General features: G+C 60.1%; 18 protein-coding genes. 10 read left to right on the top strand and 8 right to left on the bottom strand.

Translation table 11 applies throughout. The features are described from left to right. The first annotated feature begins 182 nt into the window (after positions 1-182). The gene (gene ppnN, locus GXB78_RS17580; RefSeq protein ID WP_133336521.1) at positions 183-1,556 is read left to right on the top strand and encodes a nucleotide 5'-monophosphate nucleosidase PpnN; all 1,374 of its coding nucleotides are present in this window, start codon (positions 183-185) and stop codon (positions 1,554-1,556) included. A gap of 201 nt (positions 1,557-1,757) precedes the next feature. On the opposite strand, the gene GXB78_RS17585 is transcribed toward ppnN, so the two are convergent. Further along, on the bottom strand, positions 1,758-3,161 hold the full coding sequence (locus GXB78_RS17585; protein WP_329516325.1) for an FAD/NAD(P)-binding protein: 1,404 nt from the start codon (positions 3,159-3,161) through the stop codon (positions 1,758-1,760). Then, positions 3,162-3,725, bottom strand: a complete 564-nt coding sequence (locus GXB78_RS17590; RefSeq protein ID WP_329516326.1) for a helix-turn-helix domain-containing protein — start codon at positions 3,723-3,725, stop codon at positions 3,162-3,164. Positions 3,726-3,810: 85 nt separating this feature from the next. Between GXB78_RS17590 and GXB78_RS17595 the strand changes: the two genes are divergently transcribed. From GXB78_RS17595 to GXB78_RS17625, 7 genes are all read left to right on the top strand, one after another. Continuing rightward, positions 3,811-4,746 carry a DMT family transporter gene (locus GXB78_RS17595; RefSeq protein WP_329516327.1) on the top strand — a complete coding sequence of 312 codons (936 nt, stop codon included), beginning with the start codon at positions 3,811-3,813 and terminating at the stop codon, positions 4,744-4,746. A gap of 235 nt (positions 4,747-4,981) precedes the next feature. Further along, complete coding sequence (locus tag GXB78_RS17600; protein WP_329516328.1) at positions 4,982-7,900, top strand: monovalent cation/H+ antiporter subunit A; 2,919 nt, start codon at positions 4,982-4,984, stop codon at positions 7,898-7,900. Continuing rightward, positions 7,900-8,244 (top strand): Na+/H+ antiporter subunit C, encoded by a 345-nt coding sequence (locus GXB78_RS17605; RefSeq protein WP_016775082.1) that lies wholly within the window; start codon positions 7,900-7,902, stop codon positions 8,242-8,244. Before GXB78_RS17600 ends, GXB78_RS17605 begins: the two co-directional genes overlap by 1 nt. Beyond that, positions 8,241-9,920: a monovalent cation/H+ antiporter subunit D gene (locus GXB78_RS17610; protein ID WP_329516329.1), complete on the top strand. Its 1,680-nt coding sequence runs from the start codon at positions 8,241-8,243 to the stop codon at positions 9,918-9,920. The genes GXB78_RS17605 and GXB78_RS17610 overlap by 4 nt, the downstream gene beginning before the upstream one ends. Further along, positions 9,917-10,405, top strand: coding sequence for a Na+/H+ antiporter subunit E (locus GXB78_RS17615; RefSeq protein ID WP_329516330.1), 489 nt, complete (start codon positions 9,917-9,919; stop codon positions 10,403-10,405). The genes GXB78_RS17610 and GXB78_RS17615 overlap by 4 nt, the downstream gene beginning before the upstream one ends. Continuing rightward, positions 10,402-10,680, top strand: coding sequence for a K+/H+ antiporter subunit F (locus tag GXB78_RS17620; protein ID WP_016775085.1), 279 nt, complete (start codon positions 10,402-10,404; stop codon positions 10,678-10,680). The genes GXB78_RS17615 and GXB78_RS17620 overlap by 4 nt, the downstream gene beginning before the upstream one ends. Beyond that, the gene (locus GXB78_RS17625) at positions 10,677-11,039 is read left to right on the top strand and encodes a Na+/H+ antiporter subunit G (protein ID WP_329516331.1); all 363 of its coding nucleotides are present in this window, start codon (positions 10,677-10,679) and stop codon (positions 11,037-11,039) included. Before GXB78_RS17620 ends, GXB78_RS17625 begins: the two co-directional genes overlap by 4 nt. 96 nt (positions 11,040-11,135) lie before the next feature. Here GXB78_RS17625 and GXB78_RS17630 read toward each other — a convergent pair whose 3' ends face one another. From GXB78_RS17630 to GXB78_RS17645, 4 genes are all read right to left on the bottom strand, one after another. Beyond that, positions 11,136-11,576 (bottom strand): DUF3995 domain-containing protein, encoded by a 441-nt coding sequence (locus GXB78_RS17630; RefSeq protein ID WP_329516332.1) that lies wholly within the window; start codon positions 11,574-11,576, stop codon positions 11,136-11,138. A gap of 92 nt (positions 11,577-11,668) precedes the next feature. Continuing rightward, on the bottom strand, positions 11,669-12,685 hold the full coding sequence (locus GXB78_RS17635; RefSeq protein ID WP_329516333.1) for an ABC transporter substrate-binding protein: 1,017 nt from the start codon (positions 12,683-12,685) through the stop codon (positions 11,669-11,671). A gap of 125 nt (positions 12,686-12,810) precedes the next feature. After that, positions 12,811-13,008, bottom strand: coding sequence for a hypothetical protein (locus GXB78_RS17640; protein ID WP_329516334.1), 198 nt, complete (start codon positions 13,006-13,008; stop codon positions 12,811-12,813). Continuing rightward, positions 13,005-13,475 carry a hypothetical protein gene (locus tag GXB78_RS17645; RefSeq protein WP_329516335.1) on the bottom strand — a complete coding sequence of 157 codons (471 nt, stop codon included), beginning with the start codon at positions 13,473-13,475 and terminating at the stop codon, positions 13,005-13,007. The genes GXB78_RS17640 and GXB78_RS17645 overlap by 4 nt, the downstream gene beginning before the upstream one ends. Positions 13,476-13,934: 459 nt before the next feature. On the opposite strand from GXB78_RS17645, the gene GXB78_RS17650 reads away from it, so the two are divergent. Together GXB78_RS17650 and GXB78_RS17655 are read left to right on the top strand one after the other, a co-directional pair. After that, positions 13,935-14,147: a hypothetical protein gene (locus GXB78_RS17650; RefSeq protein ID WP_329516487.1), complete on the top strand. Its 213-nt coding sequence runs from the start codon at positions 13,935-13,937 to the stop codon at positions 14,145-14,147. A gap of 49 nt (positions 14,148-14,196) precedes the next feature. Beyond that, positions 14,197-14,436, top strand: a complete 240-nt coding sequence (locus tag GXB78_RS17655) for a DUF2789 family protein (RefSeq protein WP_329516336.1) — start codon at positions 14,197-14,199, stop codon at positions 14,434-14,436. Positions 14,437-14,442: 6 nt separating this feature from the next. Here the strand turns inward: GXB78_RS17655 and GXB78_RS17660 are convergent, their stop codons facing one another. Continuing rightward, positions 14,443-14,646: a hypothetical protein gene (locus GXB78_RS17660; RefSeq protein ID WP_329516337.1), complete on the bottom strand. Its 204-nt coding sequence runs from the start codon at positions 14,644-14,646 to the stop codon at positions 14,443-14,445. Positions 14,647-14,754: 108 nt separating this feature from the next. Beyond that, positions 14,755-16,359 (bottom strand): methyl-accepting chemotaxis protein, encoded by a 1,605-nt coding sequence (locus tag GXB78_RS17665; protein ID WP_329516338.1) that lies wholly within the window; start codon positions 16,357-16,359, stop codon positions 14,755-14,757. Positions 16,360-16,502 lie beyond the last annotated feature (143 nt).

The following is a 16,502-nucleotide window of genomic DNA, read 5'->3' on the forward strand; positions in this document are numbered from 1 at the left end:
AACTCGCCGGCGCATTATCGCATCGCAGCGGGTTTTAGCTATGCTGGGGCTCCTTTTCATCTTTTCAGCGTCCAACGGGGACATGGCGGTACAGCGCAGATCGTGCCATCTTCATTCATGGATACACACTATTCGGATGCCATCCGCTGCGTTGTGGATGACATCGTTTTAAGGATCACTGCATGACCCAACGACACGTAATCAATGCCTCGGTCAGCCCGAAAGGCAGTCTGGAAACCCTTTCTCAACGTGAAGTCCAGCAACTGAGTGAAGCCGGATCCGGCAGCACCTACACCCTCTTCCGCCAGTGCGCCCTGGCCATCCTCAACACCGGCGCGCATGTCGACAATGCCAAGACCATCCTCGAAGCCTACAAGGACTTCGAAATCCGCATTCACCAACAGGATCGTGGTGTGCGCCTGGAGCTGCTGAATGCTCCGGCCGACGCGTTCGTCGACGGCGAGATGATCGCCAGCACCCGCGAAATGCTCTTCAGTGCCCTGCGCGATATCGTCTACACCGAAAACGAACTCGACAGCCAACGCATCGACCTGAGCAATTCCCAAGGCATCAGCGACTACGTGTTCCACCTGCTGCGCAACGCGCGCACCCTGCGCCCAGGCGTCGAGCCGAAAATCGTGGTGTGCTGGGGCGGCCACTCGATCAATACCGAAGAATACAAATACACCAAGAAAGTCGGCCACGAACTGGGCCTGCGCAGCCTCGACATCTGCACCGGTTGCGGCCCGGGCGTAATGAAAGGCCCGATGAAGGGCGCGACCATCGCCCACGCCAAACAGCGCATTCATGGCGGTCGCTACCTCGGCCTGACCGAGCCAGGCATCATCGCTGCCGAAGCGCCAAACCCGATCGTCAATGAGCTGGTGATCCTGCCGGACATCGAAAAGCGTCTGGAAGCCTTCGTCCGTGTGGGCCACGGCATCATCATTTTCCCGGGCGGCGCCGGTACGGCCGAAGAGTTCCTCTACCTGCTCGGCATCCTGATGCACCCGGGCAACGAAGGTCTGCCGTTCCCGGTGATCCTCACCGGGCCGAAGAACGCTGCGCCATATCTCGAACAGCTCGATGCATTCGTCATCGCGACCCTTGGCGAAGCGGCGAAGCAGCATTACGAAATCATTATCGACGACCCGGCCGAAGTGGCGCGGCAGATGACTCAAGGCCTGAAAGCGGTGAAGCAGTTCCGTCGCGAACGCAACGACGCGTTCCACTTCAACTGGCTGCTGAAGATCGACGAGGGTTTCCAGCGTCCGTTCGATCCGACCCACGAAAACATGGCCAACCTGAAACTGCATCGCGACCAGCCACCGCATGAACTGGCCGCCAATCTGCGTCGGGCGTTTTCCGGGATTGTCGCCGGTAACGTCAAGGACAAGGGCATTCGTCTGATCGAAGAACACGGGCCGTATCAGATCCGTGGTGATGCGGCGATCATGCAACCGCTTGATGCGTTACTGAAAGCCTTCGTCGCCCAGCACCGGATGAAGTTGCCGGGTGGCGCGGCGTATGTGCCGTGTTATCGCGTGGTTGCATAATCTCAAGCCGTCACAAAAACCCAATGTGGGAGCTGGCTTGCCAGCGATAGCGGTCTTTCATTCAACAGAGACGTTGAATCAGATGACGCCTTCGCGAGCAAGCTCGCTCCCACAGGATTTATAGTCTGGCGCAAATTGTATTCATAACCTCAATCTCCCTGTGGGAGCGAGCCTGCTCGCGAAGAGGCCCGAAAGAACGAATCAATCTCTCAGGCTATTCACCAACCGCCCTGCCAACGCTTTAGCCTGCGCTGCCACATCCGTCACCGCCGTACTCTCCCACCACATCCCGCGCAACGGCGGGCCCATGGCAAACAGCTGGGTACTCACGCGCCCTTCGGCATCCACCACTGCACCGTCCACTGCTGCGATGCCCAGCGCCAACGGCCCACGCTGCACCAGCCCCCGCGCCAGCAATTGCTGCGGCAACGGCCGAGCGACCCGCCGCCAGTCGTATTCGATGCCGCTGGAGTTGATCAGCGCCACACCGCTCACGACGCATGTTTCACTCTCGCCGCGAGGACGTATGCGAATGCTCACAGCCTCGCCCGTACCGGGTTCGAGCCCCTTGAACGACGCGGCATGAATGCGCAAGCGTCCTTCGTTATGCAGTCGCTCGATCAACTCGGCGCTCAGCGGTGGCGAGCGATGGTGGTGACTCTCCCACCACGGACGCACATGGCGTACGAATTGTCGACGCTGCATGTCAGTCGCCTGACTCCACAACCGAGCGATATGCGCGCGAACGGTATCGAGTGGCGCCTGCCAATCAACGCCTTGAGCTACGGCGTCGCGACAGTGCCGGCGCAGTTCGCGCAACAACTGGCGGGGCGTGCGGATGCTGTGGTCCTGCGCCAGAAAATCAATCCAGGCCGGCGGTTGCCGGCGCACATGCGGCAGCAGGCCATGCCGGGAAAACACCTCGATCGGCCCGCGATGCCCGGCCTGCTCCAGCGATACCACGGCATCTACCATCGTCAGCCCAGAGCCGATGATCAGCACGGTGGATTGCGGGTCGAGCTCGCGCATGGCCGCAACATCCCAGGGATCGAGCGCGGCGGCGTTGAGGCCACTGGATTGCGTCTGCGGCGTGCGAGCAGCGGGAAACATGCCGGTGGCCAGCACCGCCTGGGATCCGCGCAGAATCTGGCCATCGCTCAAGGTGAGCTGCACTGAAGCGCAATCGCTTTGCAGGTCGACGGCTTCAGCACAAATATGTTCAACGCTCGAACCTTGCAGCGCGCCCACCGCTCTCGCTTCGGCCAAGCGCTGTTGCACATAGACGCCAAACAAGCCACGCGGCGGAAACAGCTCGCTGACCGGCACATCCTGCTCAGCAGACTCCGGCCAGCCGCCAGCAGCAATATGCTCGCTCAACCACTGCGTCAGATCGTCAGGATTATCCGGGTCGACGCTCATCCGCGCCGCATTGCCGTTCAGCGTATGGCCCAACTCGACCGCGCTGTAAGCCTCACCGCGTCCGAGTTCAGCACGTGGCTCGGTGATCACAATCCTTCGCTGCCCAGGCAGGCGTAACAATTGCACCGCCAGCATGGTGCCGCTGAGGCCGCCGCCGATGATCAGTATGTCCGCAGATTGCGCCATTCAGATCACCACATTACGTACGAACCACACCGCAACTTCGCCATCGTTGCGGTATGAATGCGGTTGATTGCTGGCGAACATGAAAAACTCTCCTTTATTGATGTGCTGCGGCTGATCGTCGAGCATCAGCGTCAGGCAACCCTCAAATACATAAATCTGCTCACTCCAGCCGTCGGCGTCCGGTTGCGACGGGTAGATCTCGCCCGGTTCCAGACACCATTCCCATTGCTCGACTGCGCGGGTCGCAGACGCTTTGGACAGAAGCACGGCTCTGCTGCCCGGAATCGTGCCCGCCCAGGCAATCTCATTGATCCGGCTCGGGTCGCGTGCATCGGGGGCCTGAATCAGATCGCTGAAGGCCACGTCGAGCGCTTCGGCGACGCGATCGAGCGTGGTCAGGCTGACATTCTTTTCCCCCGCCTCGATCGCCACCAGCATCCGTCGGCTGACCCCGGATTTTTCCGCCAGCGCGGTCTGGCTCATGTCAGCCGCATGGCGCAGACGTCGGACGTTCTGGCTGACGTGTTGCAGGACGGAGGCTCGCTGAGTCGAATCTTTGTGCACTATATTGCTCACTCGGTGGGGTTGGGCAGTATACTGCGCAACGTTGGCGGCATTGTGCGGCCTCTCTTTTACAGTGCGCAAGGTCATGATGTCGCCAAACAATTCTCCTTCCCGAATCCGCTTCTCCCGCCTCAGCAAAGCCGAGTGCGTGCTGGTGCTGATCACCATGATCTGGGGCGGCACGTTCCTGCTGGTGCAACACGCCATGACGGTCAGTGGGCCGATGTTTTTCGTCGGCCTGCGCTTTGCCGCAGCGGCGGCGATCGTCGCGATGTTTTCCTGGCGTCACCTGCGTGAATTGACCTTGTTCGAAGTGAAGGCAGGATCGTTCATCGGCGTGGCGATCATGCTCGGTTACGGCCTGCAGACAGTCGGGCTGCAAAGTATTCCAAGCAGCCAGTCGGCGTTCATTACCGCGCTGTATGTGCCGTTTGTGCCGCTGCTGCAATGGCTGGTACTTGGCCGTCGACCGGGACTGATGCCAAGTATCGGGATCATGCTGGCGTTTACCGGATTGATGCTGTTGTCGGGCCCTTCGGGGGCGGCGTTGAATTTCAGTCCCGGAGAAATCGCGACATTGATCAGCGCCGTTGCGATCGCTGCCGAAATCATTCTGATCAGCACATTCGCCGGGCAGGTTGATGTACGGCGGGTGACGGTGGTGCAACTGGCGGTCACGGCGATGTTGTCGTTCCTGCTAGTAGTCCCGACCGGTGAGGCGCTACCGGATTTTTCCTGGCTGTTGCTGGCCACAGCTTTAGGCCTGGGCGCGGCGAGTGCCGCGATTCAGGTGGCGATGAACTGGGCACAGAAGAGCGTTTCGCCGACTCGGGCGACGTTGATCTATGCCGGTGAACCGGTGTGGGCCGGGATTGTCGGACGGATTGCCGGGGAGCGCTTGCCGGCGATTGCGCTGGTTGGGGCCGGGTTGATTGTTGTGGCGGTGATTGTCAGTGAGTTGAAGACCAAGGGTAAGGTTGTTCAACCACAGGATGAGCTGGAGCGGGAGACCCTTGGCTAGGTTGCGTCTGCCATCCAGCTATCGCGAGCAGGCTCACTCTTGCAGGTGGAAGCGTTTCAAATTGTAGGAGGGAGCCTGCTCGCGATGAGGTCATCTGCGGCAACATATCCCTCGGAGAAACAACGCCAAACACAAAATTCCAGACTACTTTGTAGGATTCTGCGACATCCTCGCGTTTGGCGATCAGGGAGCTGGCACGTATGATGCTTCACAAACCTCCGCAGATTAGAAGCCTATGTCCCTGATAGTTCTACTGCTTCTGCCATTCATTGGCAGCTGTCTGGCAGCTGTGCTGCCGCACAATGCGCGTAATGCCGAGTCCTTGCTGGCGGGCCTGGTCGCTTTGATCGGCACCGTTCAGGTGGCGATGCTGTACCCGCAAATTGCCCACGGCGGCGTGATCCGCGAAGAATTCATGTGGTTGCCCAGCCTCGGGCTGAACTTCATTTTGCGCATGGACGGCTTCGCCTGGCTGTTCTCGATGCTGGTGCTGGGCATCGGCACACTTGTCTCTTTATATGCTCGTTATTACATGTCGCCGGACGATCCGGTGCCGCGCTTCTTCGCATTTTTTCTGGCGTTCATGGGCGCCATGCTTGGCCTGGTGATCTCTGGCAACCTGATTCAGATCGTATTTTTCTGGGAGCTGACCAGCCTCTTCTCGTTCCTGCTGATCGGCTACTGGCACCACCGTGCCGATGCACGGCGCGGTGCCTACATGGCGCTGATGGTCACCGGTGCCGGCGGCTTATGCCTGCTGGCGGGGGTCATGATTCTCGGCCATGTCGTCGGCAGCTACGACCTCGACAAGGTCCTGGCCGCCGGCGATCTGATTCGCGCACATGCCCTCTACCCTGTTCTTTTACCCCTCATCCTGATCGGTGCGCTGAGCAAAAGCGCGCAATTCCCGTTTCATTTCTGGCTGCCCCACGCGATGGCGGCACCGACTCCCGTCTCGGCCTATCTGCACTCGGCGACCATGGTCAAGGCCGGGGTTTTTCTGCTTGCACGTTTGTGGCCGTCGCTGTCCGGCAGTGAAGAATGGTTCTACATCGTCAGCGGAGCCGGCGCCTGTACGCTGTTGCTCGGCGCGTACTGCGCGATGTTCCAGAACGATCTCAAAGGCTTGCTGGCCTACTCGACCATCAGCCATCTCGGCCTGATCACTTTGCTCTTGGGTTTGAACAGTTCATTGGCCGCGGTCGCCGCGGTTTTTCACATTCTCAATCACGCCACTTTCAAAGCCTCGCTGTTCATGGCCGCTGGCATCATCGACCACGAAAGCGGCACTCGTGACATCCGCAAGCTCAGCGGCCTGATCAAACTGATCCCCTACACGGCAACGCTGGCCATGGTCGCCAGCGCCTCAATGGCCGGCGTGCCGTTGCTCAACGGTTTCCTGTCGAAGGAAATGTTCTTCGCCGAAACCGTGTTCATCAACGCCACCGCGTGGGTCGAAACCAGTCTGCCGATCGTTGCGACCATCGCCGGCATGTTCAGCGTCGCCTACTCCCTGCGCTTCACCGTCGACGTGTTCTTCGGCCCCACCGCTACTGACTTGCCACACACCCCGCACGAACCGCCGCGCTGGATGCGCGCACCGGTGGAACTGCTGGTCTTCACTTGTCTGCTGGTGGGGATTTTCCCGGCGCAGATCGTCGGGCCATTGCTTGCCGCTGCGGCACTGCCGGTCGTCGGTGGTGATTTGCCGGAATACAGCCTGGCCATCTGGCATGGCTTGAACGCACCGATGATCATGAGCCTGATTGCCATGTCCGGCGGCATCCTCCTGTATCTGTTGCTGCGCAAGCAGTTCAAGCTGGGACGTTTCAAGTACCCGCCGCTAGTGGGCCGCTTCAACGGCAAGCGACTGTTCGAGCGCAGTCTGGTCGTGATGATGCGCATCGCCCGGCGCGTCGAGCGGCGCCTGGGCACCAAGCGCTTGCAGATGCAGTTGTTTCTGATGGTTTCGGCCGCCGTGCTCGCCGGTCTGATCCCGATGCTGCACAGCACTCTGACCTGGGGCGACCGGCCTAAAATCCCCGGTTCCATTGTCTTCGTGACCCTGTGGCTGCTGGCGATTGCCTGCGCCCTTGGCGCCGCATGGCAAGCCAAGTATCACCGTCTCGCCGCCCTGACCATGGTCAGCGTCTGTGGCCTGATGACCTGCGTGACCTTTGTCTGGTTCTCGGCGCCTGATCTGGCGCTGACGCAACTGGCGGTCGAAGTGGTGACCACGGTGTTGATCCTCCTCGGCCTGCGCTGGTTGCCGCGCCGCATCGAAGAAGTCTCGCCACTGCCAAGCAGCCTGCGCAAGGCGCGCATTCGGCGTCTGCGCGACTTGCTGCTGTCGATTGCCGTCGGCGCCGGCATGGCCCTGCTGTCCTACGCCATGCTCACCCGGCAGACGCCGAATCACATTTCCTCGTTCTACCTCAGTCGCGCCCTGCCTGAGGGCGGCGGCAGCAACGTGGTCAACGTGATGCTGGTGGATTTCCGTGGCTTCGACACTCTTGGCGAAATCACCGTGCTGGTCGCTGTGGCGCTGACCGTGTTCGCCCTGCTGCGGCGCTTCCGCCCGCCGAAAGAAAGCCTGCAATTGCCGGCCCAGCAACGCCTGCTCGCGCCGGACGTGGTCACCGATCTGGTCAACCCGCGTTCGGCCAGCGACACCGCGCTCGGCTTCATGATGGTTCCGGCGGTACTGGTGCGCCTGCTGCTGCCTGTCGCGCTGGTGGTGTCGTTCTACCTGTTCATGCGTGGCCACAATCAACCGGGTGGCGGGTTTGTCGCCGGGCTGGTGATGTCGGTGGCGTTCATCCTGCAATACATGGTGGCCGGCACGCAGTGGGTCGAGGCGCAAATGAGCCTGCGCCCATTGCGCTGGATGGGCACCGGGCTGTTGTTCGCCACTGCCACCGGTCTTGGTGCGCTGCTGGCCGGTTATCCGTTCCTGACCACTCATACCTGGCACATCAGCGTGCCGTTGCTCGGCGATATCCATATTGCCAGTGCGCTGTTCTTCGACGTTGGCGTCTACGCCGTGGTGGTCGGGTCGACGTTGTTGATCCTCACCGCCCTCGCCCACCAATCGGTGCGTGGTCACAAGACTGCATCGCTGCCCAAGTCCGTCGCCAGCAAAGGAGCCGTCTGATGGAAGAAGTCATCGCAATCGCCATCGGCATTCTCGCCGCATCCGGGGTCTGGCTGATCCTGCGCCCGCGAACCTTTCAGGTGGTCATGGGCCTGTGCCTGCTGTCATACGCAGTCAACCTGTTCATTTTCAGCATGGGCAGCCTGTTCATTGGCAAGGAGCCGGTGATCAAGGACGGCGTGACCCAGGATCTGCTGCACTACACCGACCCGCTGCCCCAGGCGCTGGTACTGACGGCAATCGTCATCAGCTTCGCCATGACCGCGCTGTTTCTCGTCGTATTGCTCGCCTCCCGCGGCTTGACCGGCACCGACCACGTCGACGGCCGGGAGCCTAAAGAATGATGGCGATGACTCACCTTATTGCCGCACCGATCCTGCTGCCGCTGCTCACCGCCGCGATCATGCTGATGCTCGGCGAAAAGCACCGGCCGCTGAAGGCGAAAATCAATCTGTTCTCCAGCCTCGTCGGCCTCTTCATCTCGGTCATGCTGCTGCAATGGACCCAGACCACTGGGGTGCCCGGCTCGATCGGCGTGTACCTGCCGGGCAACTGGCAGGCACCGTTCGGCATCGTCCTCGTGGTTGATCGCCTGTCGGCACTGATGCTGGTGCTGACCGGGATCATCGGCGTCAGCGCCCTGCTGTTTGCCATGGCCCGCTGGGACGGCGCCGGCTCGAGTTTCCACGCGCTGTTTCAGATTCAGCTGATGGGCCTGTATGGCGCGTTCCTGACGGCGGATCTGTTCAACCTGTTCGTGTTCTTTGAGGTACTGCTCGCCGCATCCTACGGTTTGTTGCTGCATGGCTCGGGTCGAGCGCGGGTGTCGTCGGGGCTGCATTACATTTCCATCAACCTCCTGGCCTCGTCGCTGTTCCTCATCGGCGCGGCGTTGATCTACGGGGTGACCGGCACGCTGAACATGGCCGATCTGGCGATGAAGATCCCGCTGGTACCGGAAGCCGACCGTGGTTTGCTGCATGCGGGGGCGGGGATTCTAGCGGTAGCGTTTCTGGCCAAGGCTGGCATGTGGCCGCTGAATTTCTGGCTGGTGCCGGCCTATTCCTCGGCCAGCGCGCCGGTGGCAGCGATGTTCGCGATCATGACCAAGGTCGGCGTCTACACCCTGCTGCGCTTGTGGACCCTGTGGTTTTCCGGTCAGGCCGGCGCCTCGGCATTCTTCGGCGGCGACTGGCTGATCTACGGCGGCATGGCGACCATGGCCTGCGCCGGGCTGGCGATCCTCGCCGCACAGCGCCTGGAGCGCATGGCCAGCCTGAGCATTCTGGTGTCGGCAGGCATCCTGCTCTCGGCGATCGGCTTCGCCCAGCCGAACCTGATCGGCGCGGCGTTGTTCTATCTGGTCAGCTCGACCCTGGCGCTGAGTGCATTGTTCCTGCTGGCCGAACTGATCGAGCGCTCGCGCTCGGCCAACGAGATTCCCCTTGAGGACGAAAGCGAACTGCTACCGCGTCCACAGGAATCGCTGCAGCCGCCCAAGGGCATCAATCTGGACGACGAGCAGAAAGCCGTGGTCGGCCAGGTCATCCCATGGACCATGGCCTTTCTCGGTTTGAGCTTCATTGCCTGCGCGCTGTTGATCATCGGCATGCCACCGCTGTCCGGATTTATCGGCAAGCTCAGCCTGATCGGCGCGTTGCTCAATCCGCTGGGGCTCGGCACCGCGGCGCCGCTGACTCCCGGCGCGTGGGGATTGCTGGCGCTGTTGATCCTGACCGGTCTGGCCTCGCTGATGGCCTTTTCGCGCCTCGGCATCCAGCGTTTCTGGACCCCAGAGGAGCGCCCGTCGCCGCTACTGCGCAAACTGGAATGCGCACCGATTTTCCTGCTGCTGGGGTTGAGCATCGCCCTGACTTTCAAGGCTGAACCGCTGTTGCGCTACACCCAGGCCACCGCCGATGCGCTGAACAATCCGCAGCAATATGTGCTCGCCGTGCTTGGCACCCGTGCGGTGCCGAGCCCGCAGGCTCGAGCCGACATGCTCGAGGTGCAGCCATGAACCGACTGTTTCCGGCTCCGTGGCTATCGCTGGCCCTGTGGATTCTGTGGCTGACCCTGAACCTGTCGGTCAGCCCGGGCAACCTGCTGCTCGGCGCCGCCCTGGGTTTCGCCGCGCCGCTGATGATGCGCAAACTGCGGCCAAAACGTGCGCGCATCCGCAACCCCATGGCCATCCTGCGCCTGTTCTTTCTGGTCGGCCGTGACGTGATCATGTCCAACCTGATCGTCGCCTGGGGCGTTCTCAACGCAAGACGTCGCCCACCGCGATCATGCTTTATCAAAGTACCGCTGGACCTGCGCGATGCGCACGGTCTGGCAGCCTTGGCAATGATCTGCACCGTGGTGCCCGGCACCGTATGGTCGGAACTGGCACTGGACCGCAGCGTTCTGTTATTGCACGTCTGGGATCTGGACGACGAAGCGCAGTTCATCGAGCACTTCAAAAGCACTTACGAGCGACCGTTGATGGAGATTTTCGAATGAGCCCATTGCTGTCGAATGCGATTCTGCTGACGCTGTTTCTGTACTGCGTGGCAATGGCGCTGACCCTGGTGCGCCTGTTCAAGGGGCCGTCAGCCCAGGATCGGGTACTGGCGCTGGATTACCTGTACATCGTCGCCATGCTGATGATGCTGACCCTGGGCATTCGTTACGCCAGTGATACCTACTTCGAAGCGGCGCTGCTGATTGCGCTGTTCGGCTTCGTCGGCTCGTTTGCCCTGGCGAAATTCCTCCTGCGTGGCGAGGTGATCGAATGAATGCCGAATTGTCTTTATGGGTGGAGATCCCGGTGGCGGTCCTGCTGGTGCTCAGCGGCGTGTTTACCCTGCTGGGCGCAACCGGATTGCTGCGCATGAAGGATTACTTCCAGCGCATGCACCCTCCAGCATTAGCCTCGACAATCGGGGCATGGTGTGTAGCCTTGGCGTCGATCATCTGCTTTTCAGCGCTGAAATCCGGGCCGGTGGTGCATGCCTGGCTGATTCCGGTTCTGTTGGCGATCACTGTGCCGGTCACCACCTTGCTGCTGGCGCGGGCGGCGTTGTTCCGCAAGCGTATGGCTGGGGATGATGTGCCGGCTGAGGTGAGCAGTCGTCGGACTGAGAGCGGTAGCTAGTGAATTTAACGATCGCAGCCTTCGGCAGCCCCTACATTTGGAATAGGATTTCCCTGTAGGAGCTGCCGAAGGCTGCGATCTTTTGACTTTGCTTTTCTAGACCCAAGCCACCGCCAACAACCCCGCTCCCAGCAGCGCACACAACGGCGAATACACCCAGGTGTCCAGCCGCGCAAATCGCGAATCCTTCACTTCCTTGAAAAACCCGACCAGATTCGAATCGCCGATCGCACGGGCAAACATCAACAACGCAATTGCGCTGATCACCCATTGCAGCGCCTTGTGCTGAACCGCCGGCATGCCCCAACCGACCCGCATGCAAACCAGCACCGCGATCACCAGCAGCGCAGCGGCCACTGACAAAGTCAGCCAGCCTGAAGGCTTGAACGCAGGGCGCACCGTCGCGACAAAGCCCGACACCGGCACTTGCGGCACCACCACCGCTGCCGCCCACTGCCCACCCAGCGCCCAATACACGTGCATCAGGCCGATTGCGGCGAAGACAGTCACCAGCCATTGAGCCAACACAAAGGTCATGGTTGAAATCCTTCAAAGGGATTTGAACAAACCATCGTAGTCGGATTTTTTGCCGGTGCACGACCGGTCGGCGGTGCGCTGCATTGACCGGGTTATTTCAGATCAGCCGTCACCTTGTCGGCCACATCCTTGGGCAGCCACGCTTGCCACACATCCGGATGCGCTTTCATGAACGCTACTGCCGCGTCACGAGGCGCGGTGTGCTTGTCACTCATATCCGCCAGCGCCTTGTTCAACGGCTCGATCGGAAAATCGACCTTGCTGAAGAACTCGGCAATTTGCGGATTCTGCTTCTGAAATGGCGTAGACACGCCAATCGACAGCTTCGATGCCAGCGAGCGGGTCGGTTTCGGATTGGGATTATCGGCGTCGGTCAGGGTCTTCCACGCCTCGGCATCGAACGGTGGCTCTTCCAGTTGCACCAGCTTGAACTTGCCAAGCAGTGGCGTCGGCGACCAGTAATAGAACAACACCGGTTTGCCGCGACGAATCGAAGAGCCGATCTCGGCATCCAGCGCGGCGCCCGAGCCGCTGCGGAAGTTGGTGTAGTCATCCTGCAGACCATACGCTGTCAGCTTCTGCTTGTTGACCACTTCCGAGGTCCAGCCGATCGGACTGTTGAGAAAACGCCCTTTGCCCGGGCTTTCCGGGTCCTTGAACACGTCCTTGTATTTCTTCAGATCAGTGACACTGCGCAAGTCCGGCGCCAGTGGCTTGATGCCTTTGGCCGGGTCGCCCTTGATCACATACTCCGGCACCCACCAGCCTTCGGTGGCGCCTTTGACCGTATCGCCCAGGCCGACGACCTTGCCCTCGGCTTCTGCCTTGACCCAGACCGGACTGCGCCCGGCCCACTCCTCGCCAATCACCTGAATGTCATTATTCGCCAGTGCGGTCTCAAGGGTAATGGTGGTACCCGGCAAGGTATCGGTCGGCAAGCCGTAGCCTTTCTCGACGATTACCCGCAGCACCTCGGTGATCAGGCTGCCGCTTTCCCAGTTCAGGTCGGCAAAGTGGATCGGCGTCTGTGCCGCCTGTAGCGATTGCGCTGACATCAGCAAACCAAAGGTGGCCACGCTGGCGGCCAGTAACCGTCGAAATCCGTTCATGCATCGCACCTCGTGCTGTTCACAGCAATGGCAGTTGGCCTGACAGAAACGCAAGCCTCTGAATGACTCAGTCAACTGACTTTAGCCAAGGTTCCTGCTTTTTCCGGGGGCCGCTGCGTGCGAGGTTACGTTTCAGACTTTTCCTGCAGGCTTTGCAGCTCACGTCTGACCATGCTGGCGTAAGCCGCCGGTTGCAATGCATAGATCTGCGACGCCACCCAACCCAGCCAGGCACCTTGCAGTTCAGCCTTGCGGGCGAACAAGCGCTGCGCTTCGTCGCGTGCGCTGTCGAGATTTTGCGAATGAAAGTCTGCGCGCTTCACTCGCTGGCCTTGAAGGTGACCAATTCGCCCTTGCGCCATTTGGCGGCTTTGGCGGTAACCGCTTTCAAGGTTTTGGCCAGGCCTTCCTGCAGTTGCTCATTGGCGGCGAACACAGTGACGACGCTGTGGCCTTCCCTGAACAGGATCGCGTGACCGTCGGCCGTGCTGACAAACGCGTAGTCGCCCAGGCCGTAAACCGTCAGTTTGATATCGCGAAAACGGATGTCCATCTTGCCGCCTTCACGACTGGGCAGGACCGACGCAATGAAATGGTCGCCAACCTTGAGTTTGAGCCCCGGTTTGTCATCGACCACCAATGCACTTTCGGTGTCGATTTCGGCGATGTAGATGCCTTCGGCGTTTTGCTCGGTGATGTAAACAAAACGTGATTGGAATTGCTTGACCAGCTTTGCACGCAAATCACCCAGCACGAACAAAGCATGCATATCGAGGTTACTGACTGCCAAAGAAACATCCCCACATTTGAAAAACCGCGCAGCGAAAAACGCCCACGGCAAAAAAACGGCAAGGCCGATGAAAACTGCAAAATCACTCAATAACCCGCGGCGAGCAAAGCGCTCTTCAATCGCGAGGTCCGTAGACTACTGGATTGTCATTAGTGAAACCCGCTCTGAAATCGCCAAACCTTGAAGGAAAAAGCCTCAAGTGCGAGTGGAGCAAATCTGACTACGAACTTCAGGGAAATTTCTCACGAAAAAAAGCACTCTTCCGACATATCGCCGGCGAAAAATTGCTTTAGATAAGCCCGGTCGTCAACAGGTTCTGGCGATTCTAGAGCAGCGATGCTCGTTACGACTACCCGCAACGGCCGTTAAATCCCGGCCGACTGATGAAAAGGACTTCATATGTGCACTTTGACTCATTTTGCCACGTCGGCTGACGCGCGAATCGACCCATCTCTGACAATGCAGGTTGCCGCTATGGATAACCTTCCGACATCTTCTAACAATCAGCAAACCCCGCACTTTCAGGTGGTACCGGCGGGCATCGCCTTCTTTCATATCAGGGAAATATCCACCGGCCGTGTCAGAGGTTTCCGCGGCAATCACAACGAAGCGTGCGCCCTCGCCCGCTCGCTCGAATCAAAAATCGAACTCCGCGCCAACCACTGCCTCTGATAAGTGAGTGAATGAACAAGCCGTACCGGCACCGACCCAGGAGTAGATGATGGAACTGCCAACCGAGCTAAACCTGACCACCCTTTTCGATCAGTTGGGCCTGCCGTCCGATGAAGCGTCGATCAATGATTTCGTCGAAGCCCACCCGCTGGACTCGGAAACCAAACTGATCGATGCCGATTTCTGGACGCCCCAGCAGGCGGAGTTACTCAAAGAGTGGCTGCGCGCTGACGGCGAAGAAGCGCCGATTGTCGATGAGCTGAACGTACGTTTGCATCGCGGCAAATAAGGGCGATCAGTGCAGGCTGTCGCCGGGCTCGATGTTCAATTGTTCGAGCCAGGCAGCCTTGCACTCTTCCGCCTCATCGCGACTGGCGAAGGCCGTGCCGCGACGCTCACCGTTGAGCAAAACCACCCAGCACACACTGCGCCCCATCGCGCGTAATCCGGCCGGAACGCCGCTGCCGATCATCACTGCCACGTCTACCTTGCACTGCATGTGCCCTCCGAAATAATTAGCTACCTAACTAAGTCGCAGGTTAAAGCTTTCCTTCGGGAGGAAACAGCAACCGCCGTGCACAGATTCATTGCGTCAACGGTAATAATCTCAGCGTTTATTCTCCGGTTTGTAGCCCAGCCGCAACCCGCCCCAATGCCGGCCCTTGATCATGATCGGCACCGACAAGTCATGCATCAGCTCACCCGTGTCGCGCGTGTATGTCTGCAACAGCACCGGTTGCTGATGGCTGCCGCAGCGGATGCCTGTGCGGTCAGTGAATTTGCGCTTGGTGCGGTTGTTCACCGTGTCGACCTGCACATCACCGGTCAACGGCTGACTGAATGCCTGGTTATGCGTCGGCACATAACCCTGCTGCGTGCAGGCAATCGCGAACACCAAGCCCTCGTGGCGCGATAACAAAGGCTCTTGAATCGCTGGCAAGACCTGATCGGTGTAACGATCAAACCGGGTCTGAAATTTCGCCGGTTCGGTGCCCGGGATCGGCTGGTAGCTGCGATCGAACAAATCATCCAGGCTGATCCGCCCCTGCTCGACATCCGCCTCGAAGCGCGCGGCGATCTGGCTCGCGCATTCACGGGCCAAGTCATAAATGCGCTGGTGATAGTCGTCCAGACCGACCTCGGCCAGGCGCTCGCTGATGGTTTCCGCCTGCCCCTCCATCTGCACCGCGGCCTCGGCGAGACGGCGGGTCTGTTGATCGCTGATCGCCAGATCGCTGCGCATTTGCTCAATCGCACTGAACAGCGCATCAAGCTGCTCGCGATTGGTTTGCGCGCCACGGGCGATTTCGCTGACTTGGGTTTCGACGCCGGCTGCCAGTCGCGCGATGTTCTCCAGATGCTGGCCGGTGTGTTCGACCTGTTCGACACCAGTGTGCAGATCGCTCGATAACTCGCGAATCTGCGCCACCACTTGCGCGGTGCGTAGCTGAATGTCTGCGACCATTTCACCGACCTCACCCGTGGCCGCCGCCGTGCGCGCGGCCAATCCGCGCACTTCATCGGCGACCACAGCGAAACCGCGACCATGCTCACCGGCCCGCGCCGCTTCAATCGCGGCGTTCAAGGCCAGCAGATTGGTCTGGCTGGCAATCGACTGGATCACCAGGGTCACGCGCTGAATGTCATCACTGCGCGCACTCAAGGCTTCGATCAATTCGCGGCTGGCATTGGCGCGTTGACTGAGTTGTTGCATCCGCGCGATCGAGTCGAGCAGTTCGCTACGGCCCGCCGCGCTGCTGTGATGTGCTTCGCTGGCGGCATCCAGTGCGTCGCGGCTGAGCTGTGAAGTCGCCTGTTCGGTGGCGATCATCACCTCGGCATTACTGACGATCTGCGCCGCCGCATCGAGTTGCGATTCAAGTTTGCCCGCCAGCGCCTTGACCGAGAACGCCACGCCGGCTGCGGATAGTGCGTTGTGACTGGTGGTGTAGGAAAGATCGCGAGTCAGTGCAGACAATGCGCCGGCAGTATCAACCGGCGCCGCATCTGCAACCCTGCGCGAGCGCAGGCGCGGCAGCCAGACAATCAGCATCGCCAGCGGCATGCCGAGGTACAGCGACCATTCGGCCAGGGCCATGCCGGCGAGCAACAGCATCAGGGCGATGCTTTGCAGGGTCGGCGCGATCCAGCGGTTTTTCGGCAAAAGCACTGGTGCAGGCAGCGCCGCAACCAGAGATCCATCTCTCGTCATCTTGATCACCCCACTTTTGTTGTCATTGTTGTACCCGCATTAAACGCCACTACAACGCCATTATCCATGGTCCGTTAGTCGTGGGGTCTGTGGCAGGTCAATGCAACGCTTGGCAAGAGTGCAGACGAGCAAAAGCAAAGATC

The organism is Pseudomonas moraviensis subsp. stanleyae, assembly GCF_036283065.1.
Taxonomy (GTDB): Bacteria; Pseudomonadota; Gammaproteobacteria; order Pseudomonadales; family Pseudomonadaceae; genus Aquipseudomonas; species Aquipseudomonas stanleyae.